Source organism: Micrococcus lacusdianchii (genome assembly GCF_023155805.1).
In the GTDB taxonomy this organism is placed as follows: domain Bacteria; phylum Actinomycetota; class Actinomycetes; order Actinomycetales; family Micrococcaceae; genus Micrococcus; species Micrococcus lacusdianchii.
Genome location: NZ_JAKNUW010000004.1, coordinates 141,602 through 158,953 on the forward strand (window position 1 = coordinate 141,602; position 17,352 = coordinate 158,953).

The 17,352-nt window shown below is 74.2% G+C and carries 12 protein-coding genes, 3 tRNA genes and 1 pseudogene; 2 read left to right on the plus strand and 14 right to left on the minus strand.

The annotated features are described in order from the left end of the window. Nucleotide 1: 1 nt before the first annotated feature. The 3 genes from murA to leuC all read right to left on the minus strand — a co-directional run bounded on the left by murA (nucleotide 2) and on the right by leuC (nucleotide 3,601). Nucleotides 2-1,330 (minus strand): UDP-N-acetylglucosamine 1-carboxyvinyltransferase, encoded by a 1,329-nt coding sequence (murA, locus tag MA879_RS04015; RefSeq protein WP_248123706.1) that lies wholly within the window; start codon nucleotides 1,328-1,330, stop codon nucleotides 2-4. A gap of 201 nt (nucleotides 1,331-1,531) precedes the next feature. After that, complete coding sequence (gene leuD, locus MA879_RS04020) at nucleotides 1,532-2,137, minus strand: 3-isopropylmalate dehydratase small subunit (protein WP_248123707.1); 606 nt, start codon at nucleotides 2,135-2,137, stop codon at nucleotides 1,532-1,534. A 3-nt stretch (nucleotides 2,138-2,140) separates the two neighbouring features. Then, complete coding sequence (leuC, locus tag MA879_RS04025) at nucleotides 2,141-3,601, minus strand: 3-isopropylmalate dehydratase large subunit (RefSeq protein WP_248123709.1); 1,461 nt, start codon at nucleotides 3,599-3,601, stop codon at nucleotides 2,141-2,143. A 224-nt stretch (nucleotides 3,602-3,825) separates the two neighbouring features. On the opposite strand from leuC, the gene MA879_RS04030 reads away from it, so the two are divergent. Continuing rightward, the gene (locus MA879_RS04030) at nucleotides 3,826-4,593 is read left to right on the plus strand and encodes an IclR family transcriptional regulator (RefSeq protein ID WP_248123714.1); all 768 of its coding nucleotides are present in this window, start codon (nucleotides 3,826-3,828) and stop codon (nucleotides 4,591-4,593) included. Nucleotides 4,594-4,724: 131 nt separating this feature from the next. Beyond that, a complete protein-coding gene (locus tag MA879_RS04035; RefSeq protein WP_248123715.1) occupies nucleotides 4,725-6,212 on the plus strand; it encodes a UDP-glucose dehydrogenase family protein in 1,488 nt (495 codons plus the stop codon). A 10-nt stretch (nucleotides 6,213-6,222) separates the two neighbouring features. Here the strand turns inward: MA879_RS04035 and MA879_RS04040 are convergent, their stop codons facing one another. The 11 genes and pseudogenes from MA879_RS04040 to MA879_RS04090 form a co-directional block, all read right to left on the minus strand. Continuing rightward, nucleotides 6,223-7,362, minus strand: a complete 1,140-nt coding sequence (locus MA879_RS04040) for a thiamine-phosphate kinase (RefSeq protein WP_248123716.1) — start codon at nucleotides 7,360-7,362, stop codon at nucleotides 6,223-6,225. Then, complete coding sequence (locus MA879_RS04045) at nucleotides 7,359-9,095, minus strand: GTPase (RefSeq protein WP_248123722.1); 1,737 nt, start codon at nucleotides 9,093-9,095, stop codon at nucleotides 7,359-7,361. Before MA879_RS04045 ends, MA879_RS04040 begins: the two co-directional genes overlap by 4 nt. Further along, nucleotides 9,092-10,960, minus strand: coding sequence for a dynamin family protein (locus tag MA879_RS04050; RefSeq protein WP_248123723.1), 1,869 nt, complete (start codon nucleotides 10,958-10,960; stop codon nucleotides 9,092-9,094). Before MA879_RS04050 ends, MA879_RS04045 begins: the two co-directional genes overlap by 4 nt. Nucleotides 10,961-11,099: 139 nt before the next feature. After that, nucleotides 11,100-11,172: transfer RNA gene (locus tag MA879_RS04055), tRNA-Glu, on the minus strand. A gap of 156 nt (nucleotides 11,173-11,328) precedes the next feature. Next, nucleotides 11,329-11,401, minus strand: a tRNA-Glu gene (locus tag MA879_RS04060). Between the two features lie 88 nt (nucleotides 11,402-11,489). Next, nucleotides 11,490-11,561, minus strand: a tRNA-Gln gene (locus MA879_RS04065). An 82-nt stretch (nucleotides 11,562-11,643) separates the two neighbouring features. After that, nucleotides 11,644-12,471 (minus strand): HAD family hydrolase, encoded by an 828-nt coding sequence (locus MA879_RS04070; RefSeq protein WP_248123724.1) that lies wholly within the window; start codon nucleotides 12,469-12,471, stop codon nucleotides 11,644-11,646. Between the two features lie 11 nt (nucleotides 12,472-12,482). Then, nucleotides 12,483-14,054 (minus strand): glutamate--tRNA ligase, encoded by a 1,572-nt coding sequence (gltX, locus tag MA879_RS04075; protein WP_248123725.1) that lies wholly within the window; start codon nucleotides 14,052-14,054, stop codon nucleotides 12,483-12,485. Between the two features lie 100 nt (nucleotides 14,055-14,154). Further along, complete coding sequence (locus MA879_RS04080) at nucleotides 14,155-14,949, minus strand: fumarylacetoacetate hydrolase family protein (RefSeq protein ID WP_248123726.1); 795 nt, start codon at nucleotides 14,947-14,949, stop codon at nucleotides 14,155-14,157. Nucleotides 14,950-15,138: 189 nt separating this feature from the next. Then, complete coding sequence (locus tag MA879_RS04085) at nucleotides 15,139-15,384, minus strand: YbdD/YjiX family protein (protein WP_248123727.1); 246 nt, start codon at nucleotides 15,382-15,384, stop codon at nucleotides 15,139-15,141. A gap of 1 nt (nucleotide 15,385) precedes the next feature. Further along, nucleotides 15,386-17,344: pseudogene (locus MA879_RS04090) on the minus strand (carbon starvation CstA family protein); the annotation flags it as partial. Between the last annotated feature and the right edge of the window lie 8 nt (nucleotides 17,345-17,352).

A 17,352-nucleotide genomic window follows, 5' to 3' on the forward strand; every position in this document is an offset into this window, starting at 1 on the left:
GTCACCGCGGGCGCTCGGTCAGCTCGACGTCGGCGCCGAGGCCCTGGAGCTTGTCCATGAACTTCTCGTAGCCGCGGTTGATGATCTCGAGCCCCGTGGCGTGCGAGGTGCCCTCGGCCGCGAGCGCGGCGATGAGGTGGGAGAAGCCGCCGCGCAGGTCCGGGACGTCGAAGTCCACGCCGGTCAGCGGCGTCGGGCCGGAGATGACGGCGGAGTGCAGGAAGTTCCGCTGGCCGAAGCGGCAGGGCACGGAGCCCAGGCACTCGCGGTGCAGCTGGATGGAGGCGCCCATGCGCACGAGCGCGTCGGTGAAGCCGAAGCGGTTCTCATACACGGTCTCGTGGACGATCGACACGCCCCTGGCCTGGGTGAGGGCCACCACGAGCGGCTGCTGCCAGTCGGTCATGAAGCCGGGGTGGACGTCCGTCTCGAGCACGAGCGGGTTCAGGTCCCCGCCGGCGTGCCAGAAGCGGATGCCCTCGTCGGTGACCTCGAACTCGCCGCCGATCTTGCGGTAGGTGTTCAGGAACGCGGTGAGGTCCCGCTGGGAGGCGCCGCGCACGAAGATGTCGCCGCGGGTGGCCAGGGCCGCCGAGGCCCACGACGCGGACTCGTTGCGGTCCGGCAGGGCCACGTGGTTGTAGCCGCGCATCTCGCCCACGCCCTCGATGCGGATGGTGCGGTCCGTCTGCACCGTGATGATGGCGCCCATCTTCTGGAGCACGTGGATGAGGTCGTGGATCTCCGGCTCCACGGCGGCGCCCTTGAGCTCGGTGATGCCCTCGGCCTTCACCGCGGTCAGGAGCACCTGCTCGGTGGCGCCCACGGACGGGTAGGGCAGCTCCAGCTTCGCGCCGTGCAGGCCCTTGGGGGCGGAGATCGAGATGCCGCCGGGGCGCTTGTCCACCACGGCGCCGAAGTTGCGCAGCACGGCCAGGTGGTAGTCGATCGGCCGGTCGCCGATCTTGCAGCCGCCGAGGTCGGGGATGAACGCCTCGCCGATGGCGTGCATGAGCGGGCCGCAGAACAGGATCGGGATGCGGGAGTCGCCGGCGTGGGCGTCGATCTCGGCGGTGAGTGCGGACTTCACGCCCGCCGGGTCCATGGTGATGGTCCCGGACTCCTTGTCCCAGTCCACGGTCACCCCGTGGATCTCGAGCAACGAGCTGACGACGTCCACGTCCTTGATCTCCGGGATGCTGCGCAGCACGGAGGGCGTGGAGCCGAGGAGGGCCGCGACCATGGCCTTGGGGACCAGGTTCTTGGCACCGCGGACGGTCACCTCGCCGTCGAGGGGCTTGCCTCCGTGGATCGTGAGCAGCTTCGCCATGTCTCGTGTCCTTCCTCGCGGGTCGCGTCGAGCGCCCGCCGCGTCCGTCCCGGCCGGGACGGGGAGTCTGTCGGTGCGGACCCGGCCCGCCGCCCCGGGGGCGGACGGGTCGTCCCGCGAATCGCCCCCAGCATAGGGCGTCGGCTCCGGCGACCCGCAACGCCCGCCGACCGCGGAGGCGGCCCTGACGAGGGGACGGGCTCAGTCCGCGGTGCGCGGCGGGAGCGTGGTGGGCCGCCACGACGGGCGGCGCGCCTCGTAGGCCGCGATCTCGTCCGCGTGCCCGAGGGTGATGGCGATGTCGTCGAGCCCGTTCAGGAGGCGGTGCCGCGCGTCCTCGTCGATCGTGAAGGACGCCGTGACGTCGCCGCAGACCACGGTGCGGGCCTCGAGGTCCACCGTCACCTCGGCCCCCGGGCGGTGCTCCAGCTCCTTCCAGAGGCGCTCGACGTCCTCCTGCTCCACCTGCGCGGCCACCAGGCCCTGCTTGGCGGAGTTGCCGCGGAAGATGTCCGCGAAGCGCGAGGACACCACGGCCCGGAAGCCGTAGTCCTTGAGCGCCCACACGGCGTGCTCCCGGGAGGAGCCGGTGCCGAAGTCCGCGCCGGCCACCAGGACCGAGCCGGCGCTGTAGGGCTCGGTGTTCAGCACGAAGTCCGGGTCCTGCCGCCACCCGGCGAAGAGGGCGTCCTCGAAGCCGGTGCGGGAGATCCGCTTGAGGTAGACGGCCGGGATGATCTGGTCCGTGTCCACGTTGGAGGCGCGCAGCGGCACGCCGATCCCGGTGTGGGTGGTGAACGACTCCATGGCTCAGGCCTCCTGGGGCTCGCGGGCGGGCAGGTCGGAAGGGCTCGCCAGGCGGCCGAGCACGGCGGTGGCCGCGGCGACGACGGGCGAGACCAGGTGCGTGCGCCCGCCCTTGCCCTGTCGCCCCTCGAAGTTGCGGTTGGACGTGGAGGCGCAGCGCTCCCCCGGGGAGAGCTGGTCCGGGTTCATGCCGAGGCACATGGAGCAGCCGGCGAAGCGCCACTCCGCGCCGAAGTCCTCGAGGACCCGGTCCAGGCCCTCCTCCATGGCCTGCAGGCGCACGCGCGCCGAGCCGGGGACGACCAGGACGCGCACGCCCTCGGCCTTGCGGCGGCCCCCGACCACGGAGGCGAACGCGCGCAGGTCCTCGATCCGGGAGTTGGTGCACGAGCCCATGAACACCGTGTCCACGGCCACGTCCTTCATCGGGGTGCCCGGGGTGAGGTCCATGTAGGACAGCGCCTTGCGGGCGGCCTCCTGCGCGGTGGGGTCCTCGAAGTCCTCCGGGTCGGGCACGGCGGCGTTCAGCGGCACACCCTGGCCCGGGTTGGTGCCCCAGGTGACGAACGGCTCGAGCTCGTCGGCGTCGATGACCACCTCGGCGTCGAACTCCGCCCCCTCGTCCGTGGCCAGCGTCCGCCAGTGCTCGACGGCGGCGTCCCAGTCCGCGCCCTGCGGCGCGTGGGGCCGGCCCCTCAGGTACGCGAACGTGGTCTCGTCCGGGGCGACCATGCCCGCGCGCGCGCCGGCCTCGATGGACATGTTGCAGATGGTCATGCGGCCCTCCATGGAGAGGGCGCGGATCGCCTCGCCGCGGTACTCCAGGACGTACCCCTGGCCGCCGCCGGTGCCGATCTTCGCGATGACCGCGAGGATGATGTCCTTGGCCGTCACGCCCGGGCGCAGCGTCCCGTCCACGGTCACGGCCATGGTCTTGAAGGGCTTGAGCCGGAGGGTCTGCGTGGCGAGCACGTGCTCGACCTCCGAGGTGCCGATGCCGAAGGCGAGCGCGCCGAAGGCGCCGTGCGTGGACGTGTGGGAGTCCCCGCACACCACCGTCATGCCGGGCTGGGTGAGGCCGAGCTGCGGACCCACGACGTGCACGATGCCCTGCTCGGCGTCGCCGAGCGGATGCAGGCGCACCCCGAACTCCGTGCAGTTCCCCCGGAGGGTCTCGATCTGCAGGCGGGAGGTGGGGTCGGCGATGGGCCGGTCGATGTCCTCCGTGGGGGTGTTGTGGTCCTCGGTGGCGATCGTCAGGTCCGGACGGGCCACGGGGCGCCCGGCCAGACGCAGCCCCTCGAAGGCCTGGGGGCTGGTGACCTCGTGCACGAGGTGCAGGTCGATGTACAGCAGGTCGGGCGTCCGGGTCTGTCCCTCGCCCGAGCCGCGGACCACCACGTGCTCGTCCCAGACCTTCTCGGCCAGCGTCCGGGGACGCGGGCCCGGCGTCTGCGTGCTCATGCGCCGTCCTCCCTCTCGGTTCCTCGCGCCGCGCCGCCGATGCGGCCCGCGCACTTCCTGCCACCACTGTGCCGCCGGGGCGGATGGCCCACGATCCGCACCCCGATTCGTCTCAGAAAGTGAGACATGTCCCGGGTAGTGCGTTCGGTCCGGGACCCCTGGCCGATCCCGTTCAGGCTCGCTGCGGCGCTGACGGCGGGACCGGCGAACGCTACGATCTGCGCATGTGCACCTCTCACAGTCCGGACACCGGGGAGCTCGCCCCCGCCCTGCACACCCACCCGAGCGGGGTGGGCGTGGTGGACAAGTCGGTGGCCATCCTCGACGCGCTCGAGTCCGGCCCGGCCACGCTCGCCCAGCTGGTCGCGTCCACCGGGATCGCCCGCCCCACGCTGCACCGGCTCGCCGCGGCGCTGACGCACCATCGGCTGGTGACCAAGGATCTGCAGGGGCGCTACGTGCTCGGCTCCCGCCTGGCGGAGCTGGCCTCCGCGGCCGGCGAGGACCGGCTGACGTCCGCGGCCGGCCCCGTGCTGCAGTGGCTGCGGGACGCGTGCGGCGAGTCCGCCCAGGTGTTCCGCCGCCAGGCGGACGTCCGGGTGTGCGTCGCGAGCGCCGAGCGCCCGTGGGGCCTGCGGGACACCATCCCGGTGGGCACGCGCATGTCCATGAAGGCCGGCTCCGCCGCGCAGGTGCTGCTCGCGTGGGAGGACCACGACCGGCTCGTCGAGGGCCTGGCGGGCGCCGTGTTCACCCCGACCGTGCTGGCCGCGGTGCGCCGCCGCGGCTGGGCCCAGTCCCTGGCAGAGCGCGAGTCCGGCGTCGCCTCCGTCTCCGCGCCGGTCCGCGGGCCGAACGGCCGGGTGATCGCCGCGGTGTCCATCTCCGGCCCCCTCGAGCGCCTCTCCCGCCAGCCCGGCCGGATGCACGCCGAGTCCGTGGTGGCCGCCGCGGGCCGCCTCACCGAGCTGATCCGCGCCGGCGAGGCCTGAGCGGCGGGCCGCCGCGCCGGCGCGGGGCCGACGGGCACGGGCCGTCCGCCGGGCGTTCGGCGGACGTTCACGCCCGTGCCCTAGCGTGGTGACCCGCACGTGCCCGTCCGCCGACCCCCGAGGAGCCCGAAGTGACCGAGACCGCCGTCTCCCCCGCCGCCGCGTCGGAGCAGGACGCCCCGTCCGCCGAAACCACCGTGGGCGGCCGGCCCCGCCTGTCGGTGATCGGCACGGGGTACCTGGGCGCCACGCACGCCGCGTGCATGGCGGAGCTCGGGTTCGAGGTCGTCGGCGTGGACGTGGACCCGGCCAAGATCGAGCAGCTCTCCCGCGGCGAGGTGCCCTTCCATGAGCCCGGGCTGCCGGAGCTGCTGCGGACCCACGTGGCCTCGGGCCGCCTGCGCTTCACCACCGACGTGTCCGAGGCCGCACGGTGGGCGGACGTGCACTTCATCGGCGTCGGCACGCCCCAGAAGGTGGGCGAGGCCGCGGCGGACCTGACCTACGTGGACGCCGCGGTGGAGTCCCTGGCGCGCGCGATCGACCGGGACGCACTGATCGTGGGCAAGTCCACCGTGCCGGTGGGCACCGCGCGCCGGCTGTCCGGGCGCGTCGCGGAGATCCGCGCCGAGCACGGCCTGCCCGGGCAGGTGGAGCTGGCCTGGAACCCCGAGTTCCTGCGGGAGGGCTTCGCCGTGAAGGACACCCTCACGCCGGACCGGCTCGTGGTGGGCGTGGCGGGGCCGCGGGCCGAGCCGTTGCTGCGCGAGGTCTACGCCGCCCAGCTGGCCGTCGACACGCCGTGGATCTGCACGGACCTGGAGACCGCCGAGCTGGTGAAGGTCGCCGCCAACGCGTTCCTGGCCACCAAGATCTCCTTCATCAACGCGTTCTCCGAGATCACCGAGACCGTGGGCGGGGACATCGGCACGCTCGCCGATGCGATCGGCCTCGACACCCGGATCGGCCGCCGTTTCCTCAACGCCGGCGTCGGCTTCGGCGGCGGCTGCCTGCCCAAGGACATCCGGGCGCTGCAGGCCCGGGTCTCCGAGCTGGGCCTGGACCGGACGATGCGCTTCCTGGCCGAGGTGGACGACATCAACCTCCGTCGTCGGGACCGCGTGGTGGACCTCGCCGTGCAGATGCTGTCCGCGGCGCACGCGACGGAGGCGGGGGCCTCGGCCCCCCGCGGCGGCAAGACGACGGGTCCGGCCCGTCCGGTGCTCCAGGGCAGGCGGATCGCCGTGCTCGGGGTGACGTTCAAGCCCGACTCGGACGACGTCCGCGACTCCCCCGCCCTGGACGTGGCGAACCGGCTGTTCACCGCGGGCGCGGACGTGCGCGTCTACGACCCCGAGGGCAACGCCAACGCGGCCGCCCGCTTCCCCCGCCTGGACTACGTGGGCTCGGCCGACGCGGCCCTCGAGGGCGCCGAGCTCGTGCTGCTGCTCACGGAGTGGGCCGAGTTCCGGGCCCTGGACCCGGATGAGGCCGGGCGCCGGGTCGCCTCGCGCCTGCTGATCGACGGGCGCAACGTCCTGGACGTCGGCGCCTGGGGCGAGGCCGGCTGGACCGTCGTGGGCCTGGGCCACCGCTTCGACCCCGAGACCCTGGGCTGACCGGGGCCCCTCAGCGGGCCGCGCCGAAGTGGTCCCAGCCCCGCTCCGGCAGGGGGCGGTGCCCGGCGGGACGGCGCCCCGCGGGCTCGAGCCGCCCGATGCGCTCGAACCCCGCGGGGACGGTCCCGCCGTTCGGCACGAGGCCGAGGAGCCCGTAGTCCTCGCCGCCGGCCAGCACGAACTCCTCGGGCGCGCGGCCGCTCAGCCCGGCCACGCGGGCCAACGGCGCGGCGGCCCCGGCCAGCCACGCCTCGTCCACCCACGGCGTGAGCGGGTCGTCCGGCGTGCCCGTGGCGCGGGCGAGCCGGTGCGCATCGCGCCCGACGCCGTCGGACACGTCCATCAGGGCGGCGATCCCCGCCGCCGCGGCCGCTGGCCCGAGGGCCAGGGGCGGCCGGGGCCGCAGCTGCGCACGCACGGCGCGGGCCAGCTCACGGGAGCCGGGACGGTCGGCGGGGTCCAAGGCCGCGGCCCGCTCGCGCAGGCGCGCCCGGTCGGTCAGCAGCAGCGCCAGCCCCGCCGCCGCCCAGCCGGGTCCGGGCCTGCCCCAGCCCGGCCCCGCCGGACCCGCGGCGTGGACGAGCACCGCGCCATCGGCGAGCATCCGCGCGCGCACCGCGGGAGCGGGTACGCGACGCACGGCCCCGGCGGCCGGCGGGTCTCCGAGCGCGGTCACCGCCACGTGGACGCGGCCGCCCTCCCCGAGATCTCCCCCCGCCACGCGGCAGTCGCCCGCACCGAGCGCGCGGATGGCCGCGGTGAACCCGCCGGCGAGGGCGGTCACCCAGGCCACGGGGGTGTCCCGCGGCAGGGTGAGCGCCGTGACCAGTCCGCGGGGGGCGGCCCCCATGGCGTTGATGTCGGAGAGGTTCTGGGCGGCGGCCTTCCAGCCGACGTCGTGCCCGCGGGTCCGCACGCCCGCCGGCCACGTCATCAGGAAGTCCGTGCCCTCCCCCATGGCGTCCGTGGACACGGCGACGGCGCCGCGCGGGGCGGGCAGCACCGCGGCGTCGTCGCCGGGCGGGACGGTGCCAGCAGGCCACGCCGCGTCCCGGGCCACGGGGGCCAGGCGCGCCTGGATGAGCTCGAGGAGCTCCTCCTCGGCCAGGTCCCCGACGACGGCGCCCGCCGACGTGCGCGCGGAGGTCACCGCCGTGAGCGCGCCCGCACCCCGGCGCCCGAGGCCTGGGCCAGGGCCGCGCGGAAGCGCGCATGGCGCTCGATCTCGGCCCGGACCGGCTCCACCACGAGCTCCCGGCCGGCGGCGGTCGTCGACTCCTCGAGGCGACGACGCGCCCGCTTCCCGCGGGAGGCGGCCGTGAGGCGGGTGAGCGGGATCGCGAGCAGGGCCAGCAGCAGCCCGAGGGCCAGGCCGCCCACGAGCAGCAGGGTGGGGATCGGGAAGCCCTCCACGGCCGGGGCCGGCGGCAGGGGGAACTGCAGGTATGCGGCCAGGGCGAGCACGCCGAGCCACCCGGCGCCGACCACGGCCGTGGCCAGAGCGAGCCACTGCAGCACGTCGAGGACGGGCCACCACCAGCTGCCCTTCGCGGCGCCCAGGTCCGTCCCGGCGATCGCGCGGTCGACGGCGGCGGGCAGCTCGTCCAGGTGCGCGCGGCCGGCCCGGCGCACCGAGGCCGCCCACGGCTCGGACGCGCCCGCCGAGGCGGAGGTGACGAGGGTCCGGACGGCACCCTCCACGACGGCGCGCTGGGTCTGCGAGCGCTCGGGCAGGGACGTGCGGTGCAGGTCCGGATCGCGCGGCAGGGGGTCCCGGTCCCGGCGGCCCACGGCGCGCTCGGGCAGCAGGTGCAGCCGCCGCAGCGGGTCGGCGCGGAACGAGTGCATCCACCGCAGCACGGGCCAGCTGGTCCGCTTGGCCGAGCGCAGGCGGTAGGAGCCCTCCACGGCCCGGACGACGGCGGGCACGCCGCCGGCCGTGGCGAGGTCCCGTCCGAGGCGGCGGGTGTCGTCGTCGCCCACCCCGGCGGGCTCGCCCGGGCCGGAGGCCTCCTCGAGGGCCCGGGCACGGGCGGTGACGTCCGCGCCGAGGCGCTCGGCGGCGGCCTCGCGGGAGGAGACGATCGCCGCGATCTGCCGACCGACCTCCTCCAGGCCCTCGCCCGTGCGGGCGGACACGGGCAGCACGCGCACGTCGCCGAGGCCGTGCCCGGAGAGCATGCGGCGCAGCGAGGCCAGGACGGAGTCGCGGTCCTGCACGGTGAGGCGGTCCACCTGGTTCAGCAGCACGAGGGTCACCGCGGCGTGGGAGGCCATGGTGGCCAGGAAGTCGCGGTGGATGACGGCGTCCGCGTACTTCTCCGGGTCCACCACCCACACGAGCACGTCCACGTGGCCGGCCAGCCGGGCGGTGACGTCCCGGTGGGAGCGCTGCACGGAGTCGATGTCCGGCAGGTCGAGCAGGATCAGGCCTGTGGCGTCCGCGCCGTCCTTGTGGCCGAAGCCCAGGAAGCCCTTGCGGCCGCCGTCGAGCACGGGGGCGTCGTCCAGCAGGTGCCGACGGGGCACGCCCAGCCAGTCCAGCAGGGCGGCGGCCCCGCCGCCCTCGCCGTCCCGACCCTCGCCCCGGCCCACGCCCCACACCGCGGCCAGCGGCTCGGACGTGGTGGGGCGGGTCGCGGCGACGCCGGCCAGCTCGCGGCCGGTGAGGGCGTTGAAGAGGGAGGACTTGCCGGAGCCGGTGGCGCCGAAGAAGCCCACCACGGTGTGCTCGGCCGAGAGGCTCTGGCGCTCCCCCGCGGCGCGGACGGCCGCGGCGGCGTCGGCCACCACGGGGTCCGGCAGGCGGTCCTGGGCCAGCTCGGCCGCCGCGCCGAGGGCGTCGAGGCGCTCGGCGAGGGAGGGGGCGGCGGTACGGCTCATCGGGTCTGCTCCTCATCCTCGATGCGGTCGGCGGGGCGGACGCCCTCGGTCGGGACGGTCGCGGTGCGCGCGTCGACGACGTCGGCGCCCCCGGGGCCGTCCAGGCCGGCGTCGACGCCGTGGCGCAGGACGGGCACGAGGCCGCGCAGGGCGGCGGTGTCCTCCGGGCCGCGCTCGAGGGCCAGCAGGGGCAGGAAGCGCCCGCCGAGGACCTCGTCCACGAGGACGCGCACACGGGCGTCGAGGATCTCGCCGGCGCGCTGGGCCATGCGGCGCACGGCGTCCTCCCCGAAGATCGACTCGAGCAGCTTCTGGCCCACCGCGGCGGCGCCGCCGGCGATGCCGATCTCGATGCCGCTCAGGCCCGCCGTGGAGGCGAAGGTGATGACCATGAGGGCCACGGCCGCCCCGTTCACGCCGAACGCGGCGAGGCGGGCCTGCGTGCGTCGGCCGGCGCCCTCCTCCTGGATCAGGGCGAGCACGTCCGACTGCCAGTCCCGCACCAGAGCGGCGGCGCGGTCCGAGGTGTCCTCGGGCAGCGAGCCCAGGTCACGCCCGGTCACGAGCACCCGGCCGGCGGGCTCGGCGCGCCAGCGGCGCTCGATGTTCTCCGCGGCGGAGGCGGCGGCCTCGACGAGCACGGCGTGCAGGCCGGTCTCGAGGGCGTCCTCGACCTCCTCGGGCGGGGCCGGACGGCCACGCACGAGCGCGCCGATGCGGTCCCGGACACGGCCGACCGCCGTCTCCAGGCCGCGGAAGAACTCCCCCGTGCCCACGAAGTCCTGCCAGCGGGCCAGGACCTCGCCGCGCAGCAGGGTGCCGTCCGAGGTGGACCGGTGCACCGTCTCCACGGCGTGCTCGGTGGCGTCGGAGACGATCGCGGCCAGGCGGGCGGCGGTCTCCTGCTGGGCGCGCTCGGCCCCGGCGATCTCCTCCACGCGCCCGGCCAGCTGGGCCAGCACGCCGTCCACGGTGCGGCGGGCGACGGCGCCGCGCGCCTGGGCGTCCTCGCCCAGGGCCGTGAGCCACGTGCGCAGGCCGGCCACGTGCTCGTCCGGCAGCAGGCCGCGCTCATCGAACCGGGTCTCCGGGATCACGTGGATGCGGGCGTCCGGCAGCCCGTGGGCGGTGAGCATGCGGCGCAGGTCCGGCTCGATGTCCTGCTCCGCGCCGTCCGGGACGCGCCCGAGGACGACGGCGACCGTGATGTCCCGCGCGGCGGCCTGGTCCAGCAGCTCCCACGGCACGGCGTCCGCGTAGCGGTGGGCGGTGGTGGTGAAGATCCACAGGTCCGCCGCCTCCAGGAGCTGGCGGGACAGCGCGCGGTTGGCGTCCGCCACGGAGTCGATGTCCGGGGCGTCCACGATCGCGATGCCGGCGGGCAGGGACGGCTCGGCCACGAGCGCCACGGTGTCCATGGCGCCGGAGTCGGGCTCCACGGGGCCGGCGGCCTCGCTCCGGTGCACCGTGACCCGGGCCAGGTCCGGGAGCACACGTGGGCCGGTGAACCAGTGGGCGTCCTCGGGGTGGTGGAGCAGCAGCGGCTGGCGCGTGGTGGGGCGCAGGGCGGAGGACCGGGACACCTCGTGCCCCACGAGGGCGTTCACGAGCGTGGACTTGCCCGCGCCGGTGGATCCGCCGACCACCGCGAGCAGCGGGGCGTCGAGCGAGTCCAGGCGGGGCAGGACGTAGTCGTCGATCTGGTGCCGGGTGCGCTCGCGCTCGGCCCGGTCCGCCTCGGCGGTGGGGGTGGCGAAGGGCAGCTCGACGGCGTCCAGGTGCGCGCGCACGCGGCGCACAGCGGTGTCGACGCCGATGCCGGTGACAGGCTCGGCCGGTGCGGTGTACGGATCGGTGGGTTCCACCGTGTCATCGTCTCACGGGCGGGCTGCGGGGAACGCGTGGACGCCCCGGACGCCTGACCCTCCGGGGAGGTGGTCGTACGGCAGTCCCCGGGGACGACGCAGGCCCGGTCCGTGGTGGACCGGGCCTGCGTTCTCACTGTGACCCCAGCGGGATTCGAACCCGCGTTACCGCCGTGAGAGGGCGGCGTACTAGGCCGCTATACGATGGGGCCGCTCTGCCCGAGGCAGCTGCCGCTCCCGGGATCCCCGGTGGGCGACTCGGAAAACCTACCAGGACTCCTGGCGCCGTGCAACTCGGCGGCCGTGTCGCGCTTTCCCGGAAACGACGCAGGCCCGGTCCGTGGTGGACCGGGCCTGCTTTCTCACTGTGACCCCAGCGGGATTCGAACCCGCGTTACCGCCGTGAGAGGGCGGCGTACTAGGCCGCTATACGATGGGGCCGTGCGCTGTCCGCGAGGAACAACCGAGGAATCATGGCTGATTCCCGGAATCGGGATCATGCGACCTGAGGTCACCGACCACCGACTCGCTGGGGTACCAGGACTCGAACCTAGAATGACGGTACCAGAAACCGTTGTGTTGCCAATTACACCATACCCCACTGATGTGTCAAGAGCAGATCTCGACGTCAATGCTGTTCAGTTGTCGGCATTCCCGGGTCTCCCCGGCAACGAGAAAGAACTCTACACGGTGTTCCCGGTGGATGCCAAATCCATCCCGGCAGCGGGGAACCAGGCCGCCAGCGCGCCCAGCCCGTCGATCCACCAGGTCCGCTCCGAGGCGTCCCATGCCGGCCCCTGCATCGCCGCGTCCCCGGCCGCGGGGGTCTGCCCGGGCACCGGCCGGCGCAGCCACACGGGCACGAGCCCGGCCCCCTGAGCCCCGCGCACGTCGTTCTCCAGGCTGTCCCCCACGCACGCCACCCGCTCCGGGGGGAGGCCGAGCCGACGGCACCCCTCCAGGAACGGCGCCGGGTCCGGCTTCGGGGCTCCGGCGGTGTCCGAGCCCACCAGCACGGCCACGTCGGCCAGGCCGATCGCGTCCGCCTTGCCGCGCTGGTACGCCTCCACGTTGTTGGTCACGATCCCGACGCCGACGCCGGCCGCCCGCAGCCCCGCCAGGGCCGCGACGACGTCGTCGAACACGCGCCAGTGGGAGCGCACCCGCTTCTCGTATCCGTCGGTCCAGAGGCCGGCGTCCGGCTCGGTGCGATCGGCCGGGGCACCGAGCCGGGCCAGGGCGTCCCGGGCACGGGCCAGGCGCTGGCCCAGGAAGTCCAGCTCCCCGGCCAGGTAGCGCGGATAGTGGCCGCCGAGGTCCGCAGCGAAGTGCTCGGCGGCCGCGGCGAACGCCGCAGACCCCTCGTCGGGCGCCTGCGGCCACTGGACCCGCACGGTTTCAGCGAACGCGGGCAGCTGCGCTGCGCGCAGGTCCAGGAGGGTGTCGTCGAGGTCGAACAGCACCCCCTCCACCGGGGCGTGGGAGGGGGCGCCGTCCACGGACTCGGTCACGGCTGGACGGCTCAGGCCGCGGTCTGCTCGGCTGCGAAGCGGTCCAGGCGCGCGAGAGCAGACTCCTTGCCGAGGATCTCGAGGGACTCGAACAGGGGCGGGGACACCTTCTTGCCGGTCGCGGCCACGCGCACGGGGCCGAACGCCTGGCGGGGCTTCAGGCCCAGGCCGTCGATGAGCGCGGCACGCAGGGCCGCCTCGATCCTCTCGGTGGTGAACTCGTCCTCGTCGAGGCCCACGAGCGCCTCCCGCGCGGCGGCCACGGCGCCCGGCAGGTCGGCGGGCATGCCCTTGAGCGCGCCCTCCGCCGTCGTGATCTGCTCGTCCGGGGTGAAGAGGAAGGCGAGCATGTCCACGGCCTCGCCGAGCAGGGCGACGCGCTCCTGCACCAGGGGCGCCGCGGCATCGAGGATCGCGGACTCGCGCTCGGTGAGCTCCTCCCCCACCAGGCCTGCCTCGCGCAGGTACGGGACCAGCCGGTCGCGGAAGTCGGCCGGCTCGAGCAGGCGGATGTGCGTGCCGTTGATGGCCACGGCCTTCTTCTCATCGAAGCGGGCCGGGTTGGCGAGCACCTTGTGGATGTCGAAGTGCTGCACGAACTGCTCGGGCGTGAAGATGTCCTCGTCTGCGGACAGGGACCAGCCGAGCAGGGCCAGGTAGTTCAGCAGCCCCTCCGGGATGAAGCCGTGGTCGCGGTGCAGGAACAGGTTGGACTGCGGGTCGCGCTTGGAGAGCTTCTTGTTGCCCTCGCCCATGACGTACGGCAGATGCCCGAAGACGGGCATGTACGCGGCCACCCCGATCGCGTGGAGCGCCCGGTACAGGGCGATCTGGCGCGGGGTGGAGGAGAGCAGGTCCTCGCCGCGCAGCACGTGGGTGATGCCCATGAGGGCGTCGTCCACCGGGTTGACCAGGGTGTACAGGGGCGAGCCGTCCGCGCGGACCACCACGAAGTCCGGCACGGAGCCGGCCTTGAACGTGATCTCGCCGCGCACCAGGTCCGTGAAGGTGATGTCCGTATCCGGCATCCGCAGGCGCCACACGGGCTGACGGCCCTCGGCCTCGTACGCGGCGATCTGCTCGGCGGTGAGGTCCCGGTCGGCGCCGTCGTAGCCCAGCTTGGGGTCCCGGCCGGCGGCCCGGTGGCGGGCCTCGGTCTCCTCCGGGGTGGAGTAGGACGGGTAGATGTGGCCGCCGGCCTTGAGCTGGGCAATCACGTCCGCGTAGATCTCCCCGCGCTGGGACTGGCGGTACGGCTCGTGCGGGCCGCCGACCTCGACGCCCTCGTCCCAGTCGATCCCGAGCCAGCGCATGGCCTCGAGCAGCTGCCGGTAGGACTCCTCCGAGTCCCGCTTGGCGTCGGTGTCCTCGATGCGGAAGACCAGCTTCCCGCCGGTGTGCCGCGCCCAGCCCCAGTTGAACAGGGCCGTGCGGATCAGGCCCACGTGGGGGGTGCCGGTGGGCGAGGGGCAGAACCTCACCCGCACGGGGGTGTCGGCGTCCACCTGGGGCACGTCGGCGAAGATGGCGGGCGCGTTCTCGGCGGCCGTGGTGTCAGAGGCGGGGGCGGTGGCGTCAGTCATGGTGCCCCCGAGTCTACGCGGGGAGTCTCCGCGCGGGCCCGGGCGCGACGACGGCGACGCCCCCGCACGTGGGGGCGTCGCCGCCGTCGGTGGGGGCGCGTCAGCGGCGCAGGTGCGTGAGGAGCGTGCCGATGCCCTCGACCTCGCACTCCACGCGCTGGCCGGCGTCGACGATGCCGACGCCCGAGGCGGTGCCGGTCAGTATCACGTCGCCGGGCAGGAGGGTGAAGGCCTCGGAGATCGCGGAGACGAGCTCCTTGACGCCGAAGACCATGTCCGCGGTCGTGCCGTCCTGGCGGGTCTCGCCGTCGAGCCGGGACGTGATGCGCAGGCCGCCGGCCGGCTCCACGTCCAGCTCGGTCTCGATCCATGGGCCCAGCGGGCAGGCGCCGTCGAAGCCCTTGGCGCGGGCCCATTGCAGGTCTGTGCGCTGGGCGTCGCGGGCGGTGAGGTCGTTGGCCACGGTGTAGCCGAAGACGACGTCGTCCACGCGGGAGACGGGCACGTCCTTGCAGATGGTGCCGATGACGACGGCGAGCTCGGCCTCGTAGGAGATCTCCTCCGACCAGCTGGGCAGGGTCACGGGCTCGTTCGGACCCACGACGGCGGTGTTCGGCTTGAGGAAGAACTGCGGCGAGGCGGGGACCTCGTTGCCGAGCTCCTTCGCGTGGTCGGCCCAGTTGCGGCCGACGCCCACGATCTTGGAGCGCGGGATGATCGGCGCGACCAGACGCACGTCCTCGAGACGGTGGGTGGCGCCGGTGGGCTGGATCCCGTGGAAGAACGGGTCGCCCTGCAGAGCGGTGATGCTCAGCTCGGCGGGATCGGCGTCGGCCGGACCCTCCACGATGCCGTAGGTCGGTTCGGCCTGGTCCACGAAACGGGCGATGCGCATGGCCGCCAGCCTAGTGGGTGAGCAGCGGGCGCCGTCGCCGGACACCCCACCCGATGCCGACCCCGCTGACGCCGCGAGCCAGACGATTCGGCCGCGCCCGACGGCCCAGGGCGACCGATTCGTCTGGCTCGCGGGCGGATTCGTCTGGCTCAGCACGGTGCGGCGCGGTACAGGGCGGGTCGAGACCGCTCAGCAGCAGCGGCTGCCCGGATTCGCCTCCTGGCGGGCGTACTCGGCCCGCCAGAACTCCCGCTCGGTCATCGGCGCGCGCTCCGGATGGTGGGCCCGGTGGTGGGCCACGTACGCGTCGTACTTCCCCTCGCCGGAGAGCTGGCGGACCCACCAGCGCGCCCGGGCCCACACCCCGGGCCGAGACGGGCCGGCCGGGCCCTCCGCGATGGAGGGCCCGGCCGGCGTCACGCGCGGATCGGCCACGTCAGTGACCCCGCACCGGCTGCTTCTCCGCCGGCAGCGCGTCCCACTGCCGCTGCAGCTCCTTCTCCTCGGCCGTGGCGAACAGGCCGGCCGGGGCGAAGCGCCGCGAGGGCACGTACGGGTCCTGGTGGTCGACGACCTCCGTGGACCGGAACGCGCGCACCGTGGCGAGCACCGACGTCGTGATGACGATCAGCGCCAGCGTCAGGAAGACCACGGACAGCGTGCCCTGGATGAAGGTGTTGCGGACCACGGCCTCCATGGCCGGCACGGACTTCGCCGCCCCGAAGCTCGTCTGCCCGGCGGCCAGGGCGTCCTGTAACGCGCGGTGCTGCGCCCAGTAGCCCACGGCCGGGATCGGGGAGAAGATCTTGTACAGGCTCGCCACCGTGGTCACGACCGTGATGAACGCCAGCGGCAGGGCGACGATCCACAGGCCGCGGAAGTGCCGCCGCTTGGCCACGATCGCCAGGACCACGGCGAGCGCGATCGAGGCCAGCAGCTGGTTGGCGATGCCGAACAGCGGGAACAGCGTGTTGATGCCCCCGAGCGGGTCGGTGACGCCCATCAGCAACACCGCGCCCCAGGCGGCGACCATGATGGCGGTGCACAGCCAGGCACCCGGCCGCCAGTTCACGTCCTTGAAGCGGGGGACCACGTTGCCCAGGGAGTCCTGGAGCATGAACCGGGCCACACGCGTGCCGGCGTCCACGGCGGTGAGGATGAACAGCGCCTCGAACATGATGGCGAAGTGGTACCAGAAGCCCATCAGGGACTCCCCGCCGATCAGCTGCCCCATGATCATGGACAGGCCCACCGCGAGCGTGGGGGCGCCGCCGGTGCGGGACACCACGGACTCCTCCCCCACCAGGGCCGCCAGGCCGGACAGGTCCTGGGCGGACACGTCCACGCCGGCCAGGCCCAGGGACATCACCCACGTGGCCGCGGACTCCGGGGTGCCGCCGGTGAGCGCCGCCGGGGAGTTCATGGCGAAGTAGATGCCGCGGTCCAGGGTGACGGCCGCCACGAGCGCCATGACGGCCACGAAGGCCTCCATGAGCATGCCGCCGTAGCCGATGAACCGGGTCTGCCGCTCCTTCTCCACCATCTTGGGGGTGGTGCCGGAGGAGATCAGCGCGTGGAAGCCGGAGAGGGCGCCGCACGCGATGGTCACGAACAGGAACGGGAACAGCGAGCCGGGCCACACCGGGCCGGTCTGGCCGCCGGCGAACTCGGAGAACGCCGGGGCGGCCACGCGCGGCTGCACGATCACGATGGCCACCGCGAGGCCGGCGATCACGCCGATCTTCATGAACGTGGAGAGGTAGTCGCGCGGGGCCAGCAGCAGCCACACCGGCAGGACGGCGGCCACGAAGCCGTACACGATGATCCCCCAGGCGATCGTGGTGCGGTCGAGGGTGAACATCGCCGCGCCCCAGTCGGTCTCGGCGATCCAGCCGCCGCCGATGATGGCGGCCATCAGCAGCACGAAGCCGATGAGGGACACCTCGGCGATCCGGCCCGGTCGCAGGTAGCGCAGGTAGACCCCCATGAACAGGGCGATCGGGATGGTCATGGCCACGGAGAACACGCCCCACGGGGACTCGCCCAGCGCGTTGACCACGACGAGGGCCAGGATGGCCGTGATGATCACCATGATCAACAGCGTGGCGATGATCGCCGCGGTGCCCCCGACGCGGCCCAGCTCGTCCCGGGCCATCTGGCCGAGCGAGCGGCCGCCGCGGCGCATCGAGAAGAACAGGACGAGGTAGTCCTGCACCGCGCCGGCCAGGATCACGCCCACGATGATCCAGACGGTGCCGGGCAGATAGCCCATCTGCGCGGTGAGCACGGGGCCCACGAGCGGACCGGCGCCGGCGATGGCCGCGAAGTGGTGGCCGTAGAGCACGCGGCGGTCGGTGGCCGCGTAGTCCCGGCCGTCGGCCCGGTACTCGGCCGGGTGGCGCG